Below are 15,100 nucleotides of genomic sequence, written 5' to 3' on the forward strand. Positions count from 1 at the left end.
AAAAACACCGCTCAAACGCGCCATTGAATCTGACTCAATCAGTCGGTATCACTCAAAAAACATTCTGGGGATTGGAGCGCCGCTTCCACCGCTTGAATCAGTTGATCCAGATGCTGTGGCTCACTGATAAATGGCGGCATCATGTAAATCAAGCGACCAAATGGACGAATCCACACGCCATGCTGCACAAACAGCGCCTGAATCGCTTCCATGTTGACCGGTTGATGCGTCTCAACCACACCAATCGCCCCGAGCCAGCGCGTGGCTTTGACTTGCGGGTAGCGATTGAGCAGCGGCAAGCGCTCGGCAAAGCCCAACTCAATCTGCTTCACCTGTTGCTGCCAATGTCCTTCTTCAATCAGGCTCAGACTGGCCGAGGCGACCGCACACGCTAGCGGGTTGCCCATAAAGGTTGGACCATGCATAAAGCAGCCCGCTTCGCCGCCGCAGACCGTATCAGCGACTTCCTTGGTGGTCAGTGCGGCCGATAAGGTCATGTAGCCGCTGGTGAGCGCTTTCCCGACACATAAAATGTCCGGCTGAATGTTCGCATGTTCACACGCAAACAATTTGCCGGTGCGACCAAAGCCCGTGGCGATCTCATCGAGGATCAGCAGCACGCCAAACTCATCACACAGCGCGCGTACCTGACGCAAAAACTCTGGGTGATAAATGCGCATGCCACCCGCACCCTGCACAATCGGCTCTAGAATGACGGCTGCGATCTGGCGATGATTCTCGGTTAGTTGATGGCGAAAATCTTCGATATCGCGTTCATTCCACTCTTCCCAAAAGCCGGTGTTGGGTGATTCGGCAAACAGATGCTCAGGGAGAAATCCTTTGTACAGCGTGTGCATTGAGTTATCCGGATCAGTGACCGACATCGCAGCAAAGGTATCCCCATGATAGCCGTGACGCAGGGTGAGGAATTTTGGGCGCTGTTCTCCTTTGGCGTGCCAGTATTGCAGCGCCATTTTCAAACTCACTTCCACTGCCACGGAACCGGAATCGGCGAGAAATACATGTTTAAGATTATTCGGCACCAGAGAGAGCAAGCGCTGGCATACCTCAATGGCCGGCTGGTGGGTGATGCCGCCAAACATGACGTGAGACATCTTATCGATCTGCTGATGAGCCGCGGCATTCAGACGGGGATGATTGTATCCGTGAATGGCTGACCACCAGGAGGACATGCCGTCGACCAGCGCTTTTCCATCTTCGAGATAGATGAAAACACCGTCAGCATGCGTGACCGGATAGCAGGTCAGAGGTGTTAGGGTTGAGGTGTAGGGATGCCAGATGTGCTGGCGATCGAAGGCTAAATCCATGACAATTCCGCAATAAAAATAAGATTAAAAAATAATCAAATGTAAACTGTTGATCTTTCTTGTTGTTGACAGTCTAACGTGTGTCAGTAGACTAGCCAAGCATAATCCCCATGCCACAGGGCGTTGCGGAGCATTGACGACTTTGGTTCGCCAGCCTGAAACACCCGGTCACTTGGGCATAAAACTAATAACACCAACAAGGATTACACGTGGAAATTCGTCATAACTGGACAGTGGCTGAAGTCAAAGCACTGCTTGAAAAACCGTTTATGGATCTGCTGTTCGACGCTCAACTCGTCCACCGCCAGCATCATCTGCACAACCATGTTCAGGTGAGCACATTACTCTCCATCAAAACCGGCGCGTGTCCGGAAGATTGCAAATACTGCCCGCAGAGCGCGCACTACCGCACCGATGTCGATAAAGAGCGTCTGATGGAAGTAGAACGCGTGCTGGATGCTGCGCAAAAAGCCAAAAGCTCAGGCTCAACCCGTTTCTGTATGGGCGCGGCGTGGAAAAACCCGAAAGCGCGCGACATGCCGCTGCTCAAAGAGATGATTTCCGGCGTGAAAGACATGGGACTGGAAACCTGTATGACGCTGGGCATGTTGACCTCTGATCAGGCTCAAGAGCTGGCGGATGCGGGCCTCGATTACTACAACCATAACCTGGATACCTCGCCGGAGTTCTACGGCAACATCATCACCACGCGTACTTACCAGGATCGTCTCGATACGCTGTCCCATGTGCGTGATGCGGGCATGAAGATCTGTTCGGGCGGTATCATCGGCATGGGCGAGAGCACCAATGACCGCGCTGGCTTATTGGTGGAACTGGCGAACCTGTCTGTGCATCCGGAAAGCGTGCCGATCAACATGCTGGTGAAAGTCAAAGGCACGCCGCTGGAACAAGTGGACGATGTCGAACCGTTTGATTTTGTGCGCCTGATTGCCGTTGCGCGCATCATGATGCCGCAGTCGGCGGTGCGCCTGTCTGCGGGCCGTGAAAAGATGAATGAACAGATGCAAGCGCTGTGCTTTATGGCGGGTGCAAACTCAATTTTCTATGGCTGCAAACTGCTGACGACTCCCAACCCGGCGGAAGACAGCGACATGCTGCTGTTCAAAAAGCTGGGCATCAACAGCCAACAAGTGGCGCAAAAGCCCGATGAGATTACTGAAAACGAACTGCTGGATCGCGTGGTAGAACGAGTGGCCGCGCGTCCAACAGCGGATGACATGTTCTACGATGCCAGCCTTTAATTCGCGCATTCATCAAGCCCTTGCTGACCGCGAGCAGCAGGGGCTGCGTCGCTCGCTACAAGTGCTGGATCGCAGCAATCAAACGCTGCTGGCGCAACGAGGGCAGCGTTATGTCAATTTTTCCAGCAACGACTATCTGGGGCTGGCGAGCGATGCGGCCTTGGTTCATGCCTGGCAGCAGGGGCTCAGCCTGTATGGTTGCGGCAGTGGCGCGTCACCTTTGGTGACCGGCTTTAGCGAGGCGCACCAAACCTTAGAGCGCACCTTGTGTGAGTGGCTCGGGTTTGAACGCGCGGTGCTGTTTGGCTCTGGATTCAGTGCCAATCAAGCGCTGCTGTTTACCCTGCTGCGAAAAGGCGATTTGCTGCTGCAAGATAAGCTCAATCACGCGTCGCTGATGGAAGCGGGCCTGTTGTCTTCGGCGCAGATGAAGCGTTTTCAGCACAACGATGTCGCTCATTTAACCCGTTTGCTGGATGAGCAGGTTGCCACGCTGGTGGTCACCGAAGGCGTGTTCAGCATGGATGGCGACCAAGCACCGCTGGCCGAGATTCAAGCCGCATTGGGTAGCAATGCCTGGCTCGCGGTGGATGATGCGCACGGCGTGGGCGTGTTAGGTGAGCGCGGCGCGGGCAGTTGTCAGGCAGCCGGAATCAAGCCGCAAGTGCTAGTGGTGACGTTTGGCAAAGCGTTTGGTTTGTCAGGCGCAGCGATTTTGTGCGACGCCGCGCTGGGGGATTACCTCACTCAGTTTGCTCGTCATCATGTCTATTCCACGGCGATGCCACCGGCGCAGGCGCATGCGTTAACGCACGCTGCCGGCATGATTCAAGGCGAGGCATGGCGGCGGGACAAACTGACCGAACTGTCTGCGCTTTATCACGAATTGCTGCGCGATGTGCCGGGATTTGTCGCGACGCAAACGCCAATCAAACCGTTCGTGCTCGGTTCTGCGCAGCGTGCATTGCATGTCGCCAGCGCGATGCGTGAAACGGGGTTATGGATGACGGCGATTCGCCCGCCCACGGTGCCAAGTGGCAGCGCGCGGCTGCGAATTACGCTCACGGCTCATCACACACCGCAACAAGTTCAGCAGATGGCCGACACCTTAAAGCAATGTGTGGAGGCGTCTCATGAGTGAAATGGCGCAAGCGTTGGGCGCAGTCGTCAGTGACAAAGCCGCGATCGCCCAAGCCTTTGGCAAAGCGGCGCAGAGTTATGATCGTCACGCGGCATTTCAACGCGATGTTGCCCAGCGTCTGCTGGCGAAATTGCCGGACAATTTAAGCGGCTGGCACATTCTCGATTTGGGTTGCGGCACTGGATATTGCTCGCAAGCATTGCAGCAGCGAGGCGCGCGGGTGACGTGCGCTGACTTGTCTCCGGCGATGTTAGCGCAGGCTAAACAGCGCTGCGGAATCGACAACATGCGCTATGTCGAAGCGGATGCCGAAGCACTGCCGTTTTCTGATGCAACATTTGACTGCGTATTTTCCAGCTTGGCACTGCAGTGGTGTGATGACTTATCACGACCACTTAAAGAGATTCGTCGCGTTTTAAAAGTCGGCGCAAGCGCTTATTTTTCAACACTTCTTGATGGTTCTTTGCTTGAATTGCAGCGTTCATGGATGAAAATTGATGCACATCAACACGTCAATCATTTCATCACGCTCAATCAGGTAAAAATTGCGTTAGCGCAAGCTCAGTGCGAGAAACATCACATAGACTTACCCACGATAACGGTCTGGTATGACACGGCGTTCGCTTTAATGCGCGATCTCAAAGGGATTGGCGCGAATCATGTGAATGGTCGCTCGCAAGGGCTTACCAGCCGCCGAATGCTCGCACAGGTTGAGCAGGAATATCAGCTATATCGCAACCATCAAGGTCTTCTACCTGCAACGTATCAGGTTTGTTTAGGGGTTATACATCGATGATAGATGCTTTTTTTATTGCGGGTACGGACACCGATGTGGGCAAAACGGTCGCTTCTAAAGCGATCCTACAAGCATTAGCTGCCAAGGATTTGTCGACAATTGGTTACAAACCAGTTGCCGCGGGATGTGACAAAACCGAGCACGGTTTTCGTAACTCGGATGCACTGCACTTGTTGCAAGCGGCATCGAAGAAAATGGATTATGACGACATCAATCCATATGCATTGGAACTGCCAGCGTCACCGCACATTGCAGCCAAGCATGAAAATGTCACCATTGAATACAGCGTGCTGAGTGAAAAACTCGCTAAGCTGAAAGCCAATGCCGACATCGTTCTGGTTGAAGGTGCTGGTGGCTGGCGTGTGCCAGTTTCCGACACGGATTGCCTGTCGACTTGGGTTAAACAAGAAAAGTTGCCTGTTATTCTGGTAGTCGGCATTAAACTGGGATGCTTGAGCCACGCACAGTTGACCGTCGAAAGCATTCGCGCCGATGGCTTGAATGTGGTGGGGTGGGTCGCAAACCGCGTAAATCCGGGGACCGAGCATTACGCGGACATCATTGAGATTCTGGAAGCTCGCATCGGTGCGCCGAAGCTGGGTGAAATACCATACGTTCCGAGCGCTAAGCGCCGCGAACTCGGTAAGTATATTGATGTGACACCACTCGTTGGTGAAGTCGTTACGGCTTAACAGAAGTTAAAAAGCAAAAGGGCTGCACGTGTGCAGCCCTTTTTTCATTCTCGCGATTATTTCTCTTGGCCAATACCCATCAGAGATTGCTGAGTGTCCGCGATCTGTTTTTGAATCATTTGCTCTGAACTGATACCCAGTTGCTTCTTAGCTTCTTCTTCAGTTAAGCCTAAGTGACAGCAAAGTAAATCAATCGCCATTTGGTAGCTATGCGCTTCAGCCATGATGGTTTCCTTTGTTTTCAAGTTGAAATCCTTCGACCCATGGAATGTAGATGCTTTAAGTATTAGCCTCAATAAGACCAAAGTCTAAAACGCGACTCATCGGATCTCTTGTCCTATTCTCCATTTTTCCAGACATTAAATGTTTCAATTTACCGCTTAACCTTGAATATTAAATCTTAGACACTATGTATTAGAAAACCCTCGAAGCCTCTCAGCTACTGTGCTTAAAGGTTTTGAGATAACAAAAAAGATTCCGTTCGGAGAAAGGTAATGAAGCGAGTATTGTTATTCCTAGCAACCAACCTGGCCGTTGTGCTGGTGTTGAGCGTTGTTTTGAATATTGTGTATGCCGTCACAGGTATGCAGCCAGGCAGTTTGTCTGGTTTGCTGGTGATGGCTGCGGTGTTTGGTTTCGGCGGTGCATTCATTTCGCTTCTGATGTCGAAAGGAATGGCGCTGCGTTCAGTGGGCGGCGTTGTGATTGAAAACCCGCGCAATGAAATGGAACATTGGTTGATGCAAACCGTGAGCCGTCAGGCGCAACAGGCGGGCATTGGCATGCCAACGGTGGCAATTTATGAGTCACCGGATATGAACGCGTTTGCGACGGGTGCGAAGCGTGATGATTCTCTGGTCGCGGTATCGACGGGTCTGCTTCACAACATGACGCGTGATGAAGCGGAAGCGGTGCTGGCGCACGAAGTCAGCCACATCGCAAACGGTGATATGGTCACGATGACGCTGATGCAAGGCGTGGTGAACACCTTCGTTATTTTCCTATCGCGTTTTATCGCGAATCTGGTTGCTTCGCGTGATTCTGAAGACGGCGAAGGCAGCAACATGATGGTGTACTTTGGTGTGTCGATGGTGCTGGAACTGGTATTCGGCTTCCTGGCAAGCTTCATCACCATGTGGTATAGCCGCAAGCGTGAGTTTCATGCCGATGCTGGCGCGGCGCAACTGGTCGGTAAACACAAGATGATTGCGGCGCTGGAACGTTTGAAAATGAGCTACGAACCACAACTGGAAGGTTCGATGATGGCGTTCGGTATCAATGGTAAACGCACCATGACTGAGCTGCTGATGAGCCACCCACCGCTCGATAAGCGAATTGCTGCACTGCGTAATTCGTAATGTGATTTTGATTAAAGCCAGCTTTCGAGCTGGCTTTTTTGTCTCTGCGATTTCTCTATCTCTTTCAAAGCGCGCGCTTTTTGTTGCTGCCGTTTCTGATCCATTTTGTACTTTCATGCGTAAACCTTTTTTACAAAAGTTATACAAAAAAAATTTTGTACAACTTTTCAATTTGCACTATCTTACAGTTAAGTTGTACGGAAATAATTTTTGTATAACCAATGCGAGGTCAGCTCATGGATGTACAAACCGTTGCGCGGTTCTATTCTCAGCTCAACAAACATAATCTGCACACGCTGCAGGATATTTACCATCAAGACATTGTGTTTGAAGATGCCGCTCATCGAATAGAGGGTTTTATCTCCCTGTCTGACTATTTCGCTAACCTCTATCAAAACGTGGATCGGTGCGACTTCACTATTCATGAACAGCATCAAAGCCAAAGCAACGCCTTCCTGACCTGGACTATGCATTTGCAACATCCAAAGCTCGGCAACGGGAAACTGGTGAATGTGCAGGGCGTCAGCCACCTTCGTTTTCAGGACGGCAAAGTGATTTATCACCGTGACTATTTTGATTTGGGCGAAATGTTGTACGAGCAATTGCCGCTCCTTGGCAGCGTGATTCGTTCAATCAAGCGGAGGCTTGGCCAATGAGTGGCGTACTTATCACCGGAGCAACGTCCGGCATTGGCCGACAGTTGGCACAAGACTATGCGCGACTGGGCTGGCAGGTCATTGCCTGTGGGCGTAACGAACAGATATTGAGTGAATTGAGCGCGTTGTACGCTTCTATTACACCACTGCAATTTGATTTAACCGACCTCGATGCAACGCTCACCGCACTCAACTCATTACCCTTTATTCCGACGCTGTGGATTTTGAATGCCGGCGATTGCGAATATATCGATGACGGTGAAATGGATGCCAGACTCATGGCGCGAGTGATGCAGATTAATGTGCTGGGTATGGCCAACGCCATTGAGGCCATTCAGCCTCACTTGTCTAAAAGCCATCGCGTCGCTTTGGTCGGGTCGATCGCCAGTGAACTGGCATTGCCGCGCGCAGAAGCTTACGGCGCCTCGAAAGCCGCGGTGGCATATTTGGCGCGCACCCTGCGACTCGATTGGGCCAGCAAAGGCATTAATGTCACGTGCGTGTTCCCTGGTTTTGTCGCTACGCCGCTGACACAGAAAAATACCTTTGAGATGCCGATGATCATCTCGGTGGAACGTGCATCTCACGCGATTCGTCACGGCTTAGAGAAAGGCGTGGCGAATCTCTATTTTCCGGCTCGTTTTACCTGGGTCGTTCGTATGTTGGGCATGTTGCCCTATACCTGGCAGTACCAAATTGTTAGCCGGCTTTTTCGCACACAGAAGGATAACTCATGAAAATTGCGATTATCGGAACGGGAATTTCAGGGCTGACTTGCGGCTACTATCTGCATCAGCAGCACGACATTACTCTGTTTGAGGCCAACGGCTACATCGGCGGCCACACCGCAACGGTCGATGTGGATGTCAAAGGGCAGCGCTATTCTGTTGATACCGGATTCATTGTGTACAACGATCGAACCTATCCGAATTTCATCCGCATGATGAACGAAATCGGTGTGAAAGGCTTACCGACGCAGATGAGTTTTAGCGTACGCAACGATTCGAATGGATTGGAATACAACGGCCATACACTCGCAACGCTGTTTGCGCAGAAACGCAACCTGCTGAAACCGAGCTTCTATCGCTTTATCGGCGAGATTCTTCGCTTCAATAATCTGGCCAAAGCCGAAGCGGATAATGCGCAGCAGAACCTACAAACCTTAGGGCAATTCCTCGCCCATCACCAGTTTACGGACTATTTTTGCCACAATTATATTCTGCCGATGGGCGCAGCGATTTGGTCTTCATCACTCGCCGATATGCGCGCTTTCCCGCTTATGTTCTTCCTGCGCTTCTTCGTCAACCACGGTCTTCTGGAAGTCACCGACCGGCCACAGTGGTACGTGATTGAAGGAGGTTCACGCGCTTATATCGAACCACTGACGAAGGGATTTGCGGAACGCATTCGCCTCAACACTCCGGTTAAGCGGGTTACACGCTCACTGTTTGGTGTGGATGTTGAAACTTCACATGGTATTGAAACGTTCGATGAAGTGATTTTCGCCTGTCACAGTGATCAGGCGCTGGCCATGCTTGATGACCCAAGTCAGAGCGAAACAGCGGTTCTGTCGTCGATGGCTTATCAGGCTAACGAGGTGGTGCTACACACAGACAGCCGCTTGCTGCCAAAACGTAAAGCGGCGTGGGCATCGTGGAACTATTGGCTGAGCGGGCAGAGTGGTGAAGAAATCAAATTGCCGTCGCTAACCTACAATATGAATATTTTGCAGCACATTGAAAGCGAAGAGACGTTCTGTGTCACGCTCAACAGTAGCGAAATCATCGATCCTGACAAAATTCTGCGCCGCTTTATCTATCACCATCCCGTGTTTACTGAGCAGTCGATTCGTGCCCAGCAACGCAAAGCAGAAGTCAGTGGTGTTAATCACACCTGGTTTTGTGGTGCTTACTGGCATAACGGTTTTCATGAAGACGGTGTGAAAAGTGCGTTGGATGTGGTTACGCAATTGCAGTCCAAGGCTGCGCGGGTCGATAAGGGCGCAGCATGAGCACCAGAAATGCCGACTTGGCAAACAGCGCGTTAATGGTTGGCCATGTTCGTCATCGCCGCTTTACGCCAGTTGAACATGCGCTGAACTACCCGCTCTTTATGCCGAATATTGATTTGGACGAATGGCCAGTGTTGCAAAAACGCGTGTGGGGTTTGGGCGAACGCTGGTGGCATTGGGCACGCTTTCGCCGCGAGGATTATCTTGGTACTGGTGATTTGAAAACTGCGGTTCAGGACAAAGTGTTTGAGCTGACCGGTGAGCAGATAGGGGGCAGAGTGCAAGCTGTGGTGCACCTGCGCTATCTCGGCCTCTATTTCAGTCCGGTAAATTTCTACTATCTTTATGATCAGCAAGGCGTTTGGCGTTATCTGCTTGCAGAGGTCAGCAATACGCCCTGGAATGAGCGACATTATTACGCCGTTCCGGCAGAACGCGGTGATCAGGGGGAAAACTGGACGCACGACAAAGCCTTTCATGTGTCGCCGTTTAACCCGGTTGAGCAGATTTATCAATGGAAGCTTAAACCGCTGTCTGATGCGTTGATGGTGCACCTTGAGTGCCATCGGGATCAAAAGGAATTTGATGCCACGCTGGCTTTAAAAGCGCAGCCTTTTACCACAAAAGCTCTGATCACATTGCTGATCCGAACGCCGATGATGACGGTAAAAGTGTTGACCGGGATTTATTGGCACGCTCTGAAATTGTGGATAAAAGGCGCGCCATTCTATTCGCATCCCAAGTATCGCCAGCATGAGGCAGATAAGAATAACAAGGAGAATTCTCAATGCTAAATTCGTCTTCACTAGAAATGCCCAAATCAATGACGGCGTTGCAGAAAGGTGCGCGCTCCGTGGCACTGAAGTCGCTACAGTTGATTAAGATTGGCAGTTTGACGTTAGAAGAGGCGTATGAAGGCCATGATGTGACGGTAGAACATTTTGGTTTCGCTCATGAAGGTCAGCCTCAGGCTCATATTCGGGTTACTCATCCGGGATTCTACGGCCGTGTACTGAAAGGCGGCAGTATCGCCGCTGCCGAGGCGTACATGGATGGTTGGTGGGACAGCCCGAATTTAACCGCAGTGACAGAGCTTATGGCCCGCAACCTGAGCGCGTTGGATCAGTTGGAAGCGCAAAGCAGTTTTGTAACTCGTGCGATGAACAAAGTGGGTCATTGGCTAAAACGCAACTCCATTGTGCGTGCCAAGCAAAACATCGAAGCCCACTATGACTTAGGAAACGACCTGTATCAGACGTTTCTCGACGAACGCATGCTCTATTCCAGCGCTTTGTATCTCAGTACCAGTGATTCTCTGGAGCAGGCGCAGATTCAGAAGATGGATCGTTTGTGTCAGCAATTGCAGCTCACTGCGAATGATCACGTGATTGAAATTGGCACTGGCTGGGGTGCGATGGCGATTTACATGGCGCAACACTATGGGTGCAAAGTGACCACAACGACCATCTCTGAAGAGCAGTTCGCCTATGCAGAAGCGGAAATCACCCGCCTGGGTCTGGACGCGCAAATTACGCTACTGAAACAGGATTATCGTTTGCTTGAGGGGCAGTTCGATAAACTGGTTTCCATTGAGATGATTGAAGCGGTCGGCAAAGCGTATCTCCCGTCTTACATCGAGAAATGTCAGTCGCTATTGAAACCGGGTGGCTTAATGGCCATTCAGGCGATCACCATTGCTGACCAACGTTACGATTACTACAGCAACAACGTCGACTTCATTCAGAAATACATTTTCCCCGGCGGCTTTTTGCCGTCGATTACTGTGCTGACGCAAATGGCGACGCGACACACAGATTTCATCGTTCGCGATGTGTTTGACATTGGTATGGATTACGCCAAAACATTGGCCGACTGGCGTTTGCGTTTCGAAGCCGCGTTAAACACCGTGCAAGCGCTGGGCTACGATGAGCGTTTTGTCCGAATGTGGCGTTTCTACTTGTGTTATTGCGAAGGCGGCTTTAATGCACGCACCATCAGCACCATCCATATGACGTTGCAACGAGGTCAATAATGCGTCGCTTCCTGCTGATTTCGCTGTGGTTTGAATTTATCTGGCTATTGGCAGTATTGGGGCAGGAGCGGTTGCAATGGATAACGATCGGCGTTGTCACGGCCACGATGGCCTTTACTGCATTGCGGCTGACTGTTGCCCTTGAAAGGGTGATATTGATTGCCACCTTGGGCATAGCATTGGACTACGCAAATCTGTATGTCGGGCTGTTTTCTTTTACTTTTCTGCACCTTCCGATTTGGTTGATGGGATTGTGGTTTGCCTTTGCCTGGTTTGCCAGTTTTGCCGTTCCGGCAGTGAGCCATTTGCCCAAATTTTTCGTATCAATCGGTACTGCATCCGGCGGAGCGTTAAGTTATTGGGCCGGTTATCGTTTTGGTGCAGTGCAATTTGAGCTGTCTGTTTTTTGGTCAGTGTTGGCACTGTTCTTGGAATGGTTTGTGTTGTCTTTATTACTGATGAAGGTATTTAGGAATGAAAACGCCACTCGTAACCGCTCAACTCTACCTGATGGCCGTCCTATGGACCGCCACCGCTAACAGTGCTGAAATCAATGGGAAGCCTTCGGCGCAATGGACGGATTGGCCTGTTGTCGGTCAGGCTACCTTGTCTTGGTTCTGGCTCGATATCTACTCGTCACAATTGCGTACACCTGATGGGCACTATCAACAAGACAGCGATGTGACCCCGCATCCCGTGGCTCTGGAGATCAGATATTTGCGCGATATCAGTCGTGATCAACTGCTGGAAGCGACGCAAGATCAATGGCACAAGCTGGGGTATAACGAATCCAGCAGTGACCAATGGTTAGACGCACTGACCAGCATGATTCCTGATGTGAAAGCGGGAGAACGCTTAGTCTACGTATCGGACGGACTCAGCGGACAAATGTATTACTTCACTCAGCAGGGACAGCAACGTCTGCTCGGCTCGGTGGCGAATGAGCAGATGAACGATGCATTCTTGTCCATCTGGTTGTCACCCAAAACCGAATACCCGAAATTACGTAATCAGTTAATAGGAATGAATCGATGAGATACTCTCTGAAAGCGTGGTCGATGGCTCTTCTGATGTTCCTTGTCGGCTGTTCGGCAGAGCTAAAAGATTACCAGGCCAGTCAGCCTGCGTTTGATCTGTTTGGCTATTTTCGCGGTGAAACCCGCGCCTGGGGCATGGTGCAGGATTACAGTGATAAACAGACTCGACGCTTTCAGGTGGTGATTCAGGGCAACGTCTCCGGCGATACGCTCACCTTAATAGAAGATTTCGTATTTGATGATGGCGAAGAGAGCCAGCGAGTGTGGACCATTACTCGCACTGGTGATGGGCATTATCAAGGCACAGCGGATGATGTGATTGGTGTTGCAACAGGGCAGGAGATTGGCAACGCGCTGCAATGGCAATACGATTTCCTGCTCAAAACGGATGACAGCGAAGTGACGGTCAGTTTTGATGATTGGCTGTTCCGTCAGGACGAAAAGCGTCTATTTAATGTCACCACCATTCGCAAATTTGGTTTGGAAGTGGGTAAAGTGACGCTGTTTTTTGAAAAGGATTAGACGCGAGATATCAGTTTCACGTTTAACATTTGCCGCAAACAAAAAGGGAGCCCAGGCTCCCTTTTCAATTTTTGTCGTTTTCGCCGCTAACGCATTACAGCTGATCAGTCAGCTCAATGGCGTAACCGATGTAGCTCGCTGGCGTCATCTCTTTCAGACGTACTTTTTCGTCTTCAGGCAGTTCCAGACCGTCGATGAAGTTACGCATCGCTTCGCCGTCGACACGTTTACCACGAGTCAGCTCTTTTAGCTTCTCATAAGGCTTTTCAATGCCGTAACGACGCATCACAGTTTGTACTGGCTCAGCCAGAACTTCCCAGTTTTTGTCCAGTTCAGCCAGCAGAGCGTCACGGTTCACTTCCAGCTTGCTGATGCCTTTGAGCGTTGAAGTGTAAGCGATGATCGCGTAGCCCACACCCACACCCAGGTTACGGAGTACGGTTGAATCCGTCAGGTCACGCTGCCAGCGAGAGATAGGGAGTTTCTGCGCCAGGTGGCCAAAGACTGCGTTCGCCAGACCAAGGTTGCCTTCAGAGTTTTCGAAGTCAATCGGGTTAACTTTGTGCGGCATGGTTGAAGAACCGATTTCGCCTGCAATGGTTTTTTGCTTGAAGTGGCCCAGTGCGATGTAGCCCCAAACGTCACGGTCGAAGTCGATCAGAATGGTGTTGAAACGCGCCACGGCATCAAACAGCTCTGCGATGTAATCGTGAGGTTCGATCTGAGTGGTGTATGGGTTCCAAGTTACGCCCAGAGATTCAGTGACAAACTCTTCGCTGAATTTATGCCAATCAACCGTTGGGTAGGCAGACAGGTGTGCGTTGTAGTTACCTACGGCGCCGTTGATTTTCGCCAGGATCTCAACGTTTTCGATTTGCTTGTATTGACGTTCCATGCGGTAGGCAACGTTTGCCATTTCTTTACCCATGGTTGATGGCGACGCAGGTTGACCGTGTGTACGAGACAGCAGTGGAATATCGCGGTATTCCACTGCCAGTGCTTTGATCGCATCAATCAGGTTGCGGATTTCTGGCAGAATCACCGTTTCACGCGCTTCTTTCAGCATCAGAGCGTGAGAGGTGTTGTTGATGTCTTCAGATGTACAAGCAAAGTGAATGAATTCGTTTACCGCGTGCAGTTCTGGCATGCCAGCAACTTTCTCTTTCAGGAAGTACTCAACCGCTTTTACGTCGTGGTTAGTGGTACGTTCGATTTCTTTGATGCGCAGCGCGTCTTCTTCACTGAAGTTGGCGGCGATATCGTCCAGGAACTGGTTTGCTTCTGCACTGAATGCTGGTACTTCCTTGATCGCGTCGGTGGCAGCTAATTTTTGCAGCCAACGGATTTCAACGATAGAGCGGTACTTTAGTAGGCCAAACTCGCTAAAGATGCTGCGTAGTGCAATTGTCTTACTTCCGTAACGGCCGTCTACTGGTGAAACAGCAGTCAATGCTGACAGTTCCATGGTGTTCTCCTGAATTGAGTTTCTAAATTTCGTGTGCTTTATACCAATAACAGTGGCAATTGTCACGAATATTGCGCAAACGTTTGCGCTAAAGTTGTTGTGGTCAAAAATGTGTCTGAGGCGCAAAAAAGTAGCTCGCGATAGATCGCGAGCTTACTAGGACTTAATTACAGTCTGGCTAACAGGATTTTCGCCTGTTCAATCATCTTCTTGCGCCCGAAAATCAAATGACGTCGTTTACCACCCACTTGTCGCCACAATACGGCGCAGCGAATACCGGATAGCAGCAGAGCACGCACTTTTTGCTGATTCGCCGTTTGTTGCAGTACCGCCGGGGTACCCGTTACCTGAATACGTGGGCCAATAGGGCTAATCACATCCAGATAAACGCTGGCTAGGTTGCTGATCATTTGATCATCCAGCAAGTCGAAATGTTCGACCTGACGTTCAATCATCTGAATACGATCGCCGAGCTGCGACATCGCGTCACGGCGGCTCGTCAGTTTACGTTCTAAAGCCATCAGGCTGATGATGTAGCGAGTCACTTCGCTGCCAGCAGGTGTACTGTCGATGCCATTGACCAGACATTCGAGGCCGACTTTCAGGTTGGCCTCGCTACCGAATACATTCAGCGTATTCGATGGGTTCGTCGACAGAATAGCTTTAAGTGAAGTTTCAAACGCGTCTGAATCACAGTAACCGTTTTTCGCCACTTGCTGAACCAGAGCGACAGCCTGGCAGATCCCGGCGAAAGCGATGGTACGGTCATAATTTGTGTTAGCCACGTATATACTCCTAAG

At 50.8% G+C, this 15,100-nt stretch carries 17 protein-coding genes; 13 read left to right on the forward strand and 4 right to left on the reverse strand.

All coding sequences use genetic code 11. The features are described from left to right. Positions 1-38: 38 nt before the first annotated feature. Positions 39-1,328 carry an adenosylmethionine--8-amino-7-oxononanoate transaminase gene (gene bioA, locus DYA43_RS05515; protein WP_061056396.1) on the reverse strand — a complete coding sequence of 430 codons (1,290 nt, stop codon included), beginning with the start codon at positions 1,326-1,328 and terminating at the stop codon, positions 39-41. A 209-nt stretch (positions 1,329-1,537) separates the two neighbouring features. Here bioA and bioB point away from each other — a divergent pair, with 209 nt between their 5' ends. Genes bioB through bioD form a run of 4 tightly spaced genes read left to right on the forward strand, consistent with a single transcriptional unit; the run spans position 1,538 to position 5,219 of the window. After that, positions 1,538-2,590, forward strand: coding sequence for a biotin synthase BioB (bioB, locus tag DYA43_RS05520; protein ID WP_061056397.1), 1,053 nt, complete (start codon positions 1,538-1,540; stop codon positions 2,588-2,590). Next, positions 2,577-3,731: an 8-amino-7-oxononanoate synthase gene (gene bioF / locus DYA43_RS05525; RefSeq protein WP_061056398.1), complete on the forward strand. Its 1,155-nt coding sequence runs from the start codon at positions 2,577-2,579 to the stop codon at positions 3,729-3,731. The genes bioB and bioF overlap by 14 nt, the downstream gene beginning before the upstream one ends. After that, positions 3,724-4,527 (forward strand): malonyl-ACP O-methyltransferase BioC, encoded by an 804-nt coding sequence (gene bioC, locus DYA43_RS05530; protein ID WP_061056399.1) that lies wholly within the window; start codon positions 3,724-3,726, stop codon positions 4,525-4,527. The genes bioF and bioC overlap by 8 nt, the downstream gene beginning before the upstream one ends. Beyond that, positions 4,524-5,219 (forward strand): dethiobiotin synthase, encoded by a 696-nt coding sequence (gene bioD, locus DYA43_RS05535; RefSeq protein WP_020330187.1) that lies wholly within the window; start codon positions 4,524-4,526, stop codon positions 5,217-5,219. Before bioC ends, bioD begins: the two co-directional genes overlap by 4 nt. A 56-nt stretch (positions 5,220-5,275) precedes the next feature. Here the strand turns inward: bioD and DYA43_RS22945 are convergent, their stop codons facing one another. Further along, complete coding sequence (locus DYA43_RS22945) at positions 5,276-5,443, reverse strand: hypothetical protein (RefSeq protein ID WP_020330188.1); 168 nt, start codon at positions 5,441-5,443, stop codon at positions 5,276-5,278. 270 nt (positions 5,444-5,713) lie between these two features. Here DYA43_RS22945 and htpX point away from each other — a divergent pair, with 270 nt between their 5' ends. The 9 genes from htpX to DYA43_RS05580 all read left to right on the forward strand — a co-directional run bounded on the left by htpX (position 5,714) and on the right by DYA43_RS05580 (position 12,835). Further along, complete coding sequence (htpX, locus tag DYA43_RS05540; RefSeq protein ID WP_020330189.1) at positions 5,714-6,577, forward strand: protease HtpX; 864 nt, start codon at positions 5,714-5,716, stop codon at positions 6,575-6,577. Positions 6,578-6,813: 236 nt separating this feature from the next. Continuing rightward, positions 6,814-7,233 (forward strand): nuclear transport factor 2 family protein, encoded by a 420-nt coding sequence (locus DYA43_RS05545; protein WP_020330190.1) that lies wholly within the window; start codon positions 6,814-6,816, stop codon positions 7,231-7,233. Beyond that, the gene (locus DYA43_RS05550) at positions 7,230-7,970 is read left to right on the forward strand and encodes an SDR family oxidoreductase (protein WP_061056400.1); all 741 of its coding nucleotides are present in this window, start codon (positions 7,230-7,232) and stop codon (positions 7,968-7,970) included. The genes DYA43_RS05545 and DYA43_RS05550 overlap by 4 nt, the downstream gene beginning before the upstream one ends. After that, a complete protein-coding gene (locus DYA43_RS05555; protein WP_061056401.1) occupies positions 7,967-9,244 on the forward strand; it encodes an NAD(P)/FAD-dependent oxidoreductase in 1,278 nt (425 codons plus the stop codon). Before DYA43_RS05550 ends, DYA43_RS05555 begins: the two co-directional genes overlap by 4 nt. Next, positions 9,241-10,038, forward strand: a complete 798-nt coding sequence (locus DYA43_RS05560; protein ID WP_020330193.1) for a DUF1365 domain-containing protein — start codon at positions 9,241-9,243, stop codon at positions 10,036-10,038. The genes DYA43_RS05555 and DYA43_RS05560 overlap by 4 nt, the downstream gene beginning before the upstream one ends. After that, entirely contained in the window at positions 10,032-11,276 is a 1,245-nt protein-coding gene (locus tag DYA43_RS05565) for an SAM-dependent methyltransferase (protein ID WP_061056402.1), read from the forward strand. The genes DYA43_RS05560 and DYA43_RS05565 overlap by 7 nt, the downstream gene beginning before the upstream one ends. Then, a complete protein-coding gene (locus DYA43_RS05570) occupies positions 11,276-11,815 on the forward strand; it encodes a DUF2878 domain-containing protein (RefSeq protein WP_020428754.1) in 540 nt (179 codons plus the stop codon). The genes DYA43_RS05565 and DYA43_RS05570 overlap by 1 nt, the downstream gene beginning before the upstream one ends. After that, on the forward strand, positions 11,751-12,311 hold the full coding sequence (locus DYA43_RS05575) for a chalcone isomerase family protein (RefSeq protein ID WP_061056403.1): 561 nt from the start codon (positions 11,751-11,753) through the stop codon (positions 12,309-12,311). The genes DYA43_RS05570 and DYA43_RS05575 overlap by 65 nt, the downstream gene beginning before the upstream one ends. Then, the gene (locus DYA43_RS05580; protein WP_061056404.1) at positions 12,308-12,835 is read left to right on the forward strand and encodes a DUF3833 domain-containing protein; all 528 of its coding nucleotides are present in this window, start codon (positions 12,308-12,310) and stop codon (positions 12,833-12,835) included. Before DYA43_RS05575 ends, DYA43_RS05580 begins: the two co-directional genes overlap by 4 nt. A 94-nt stretch (positions 12,836-12,929) precedes the next feature. On the opposite strand, the gene purB is transcribed toward DYA43_RS05580, so the two are convergent. Together purB and hflD are read right to left on the reverse strand one after the other, a co-directional pair. Continuing rightward, a complete protein-coding gene (gene purB / locus DYA43_RS05585; RefSeq protein ID WP_020330198.1) occupies positions 12,930-14,300 on the reverse strand; it encodes an adenylosuccinate lyase in 1,371 nt (456 codons plus the stop codon). 167 nt (positions 14,301-14,467) lie between these two features. Continuing rightward, entirely contained in the window at positions 14,468-15,085 is a 618-nt protein-coding gene (gene hflD / locus DYA43_RS05590) for a high frequency lysogenization protein HflD (protein WP_020330199.1), read from the reverse strand. Between the last annotated feature and the right edge of the window lie 15 nt (positions 15,086-15,100).

This window comes from Vibrio fluvialis, assembly GCF_900460245.1.
Lineage (GTDB): Bacteria > Pseudomonadota > Gammaproteobacteria > Enterobacterales > Vibrionaceae > Vibrio > Vibrio fluvialis.

What these genes read in the sequence shown, in the direction of transcription:
- bioA (WP_061056396.1), bottom strand. Translation starts at nt 1,328, where the DNA reads ATGGATTTAGCCTTCGATCGCCAGCACATCTGGCATCCCTACACCTCA.
- bioF (WP_061056398.1), top strand. Translation starts at nt 2,577, where the DNA reads ATGCCAGCCTTTAATTCGCGCATTCATCAAGCCCTTGCTGACCGCGAG.
- bioC (WP_061056399.1), top strand. Translation starts at nt 3,724, where the DNA reads ATGAGTGAAATGGCGCAAGCGTTGGGCGCAGTCGTCAGTGACAAAGCC.
- bioD (WP_020330187.1), top strand. Translation starts at nt 4,524, where the DNA reads ATGATAGATGCTTTTTTTATTGCGGGTACGGACACCGATGTGGGCAAA.
- DYA43_RS22945 (WP_020330188.1), bottom strand. Translation starts at nt 5,443, where the DNA reads ATGGCTGAAGCGCATAGCTACCAAATGGCGATTGATTTACTTTGCTGT.
- htpX (WP_020330189.1), top strand. Translation starts at nt 5,714, where the DNA reads ATGAAGCGAGTATTGTTATTCCTAGCAACCAACCTGGCCGTTGTGCTG.
- DYA43_RS05545 (WP_020330190.1), top strand. Translation starts at nt 6,814, where the DNA reads ATGGATGTACAAACCGTTGCGCGGTTCTATTCTCAGCTCAACAAACAT.
- DYA43_RS05550 (WP_061056400.1), top strand. Translation starts at nt 7,230, where the DNA reads ATGAGTGGCGTACTTATCACCGGAGCAACGTCCGGCATTGGCCGACAG.
- DYA43_RS05555 (WP_061056401.1), top strand. Translation starts at nt 7,967, where the DNA reads ATGAAAATTGCGATTATCGGAACGGGAATTTCAGGGCTGACTTGCGGC.
- DYA43_RS05560 (WP_020330193.1), top strand. Translation starts at nt 9,241, where the DNA reads ATGAGCACCAGAAATGCCGACTTGGCAAACAGCGCGTTAATGGTTGGC.
- DYA43_RS05565 (WP_061056402.1), top strand. Translation starts at nt 10,032, where the DNA reads ATGCTAAATTCGTCTTCACTAGAAATGCCCAAATCAATGACGGCGTTG.
- DYA43_RS05570 (WP_020428754.1), top strand. Translation starts at nt 11,276, where the DNA reads ATGCGTCGCTTCCTGCTGATTTCGCTGTGGTTTGAATTTATCTGGCTA.
- DYA43_RS05575 (WP_061056403.1), top strand. Translation starts at nt 11,751, where the DNA reads ATGAAAACGCCACTCGTAACCGCTCAACTCTACCTGATGGCCGTCCTA.
- DYA43_RS05580 (WP_061056404.1), top strand. Translation starts at nt 12,308, where the DNA reads ATGAGATACTCTCTGAAAGCGTGGTCGATGGCTCTTCTGATGTTCCTT.
- purB (WP_020330198.1), bottom strand. Translation starts at nt 14,300, where the DNA reads ATGGAACTGTCAGCATTGACTGCTGTTTCACCAGTAGACGGCCGTTAC.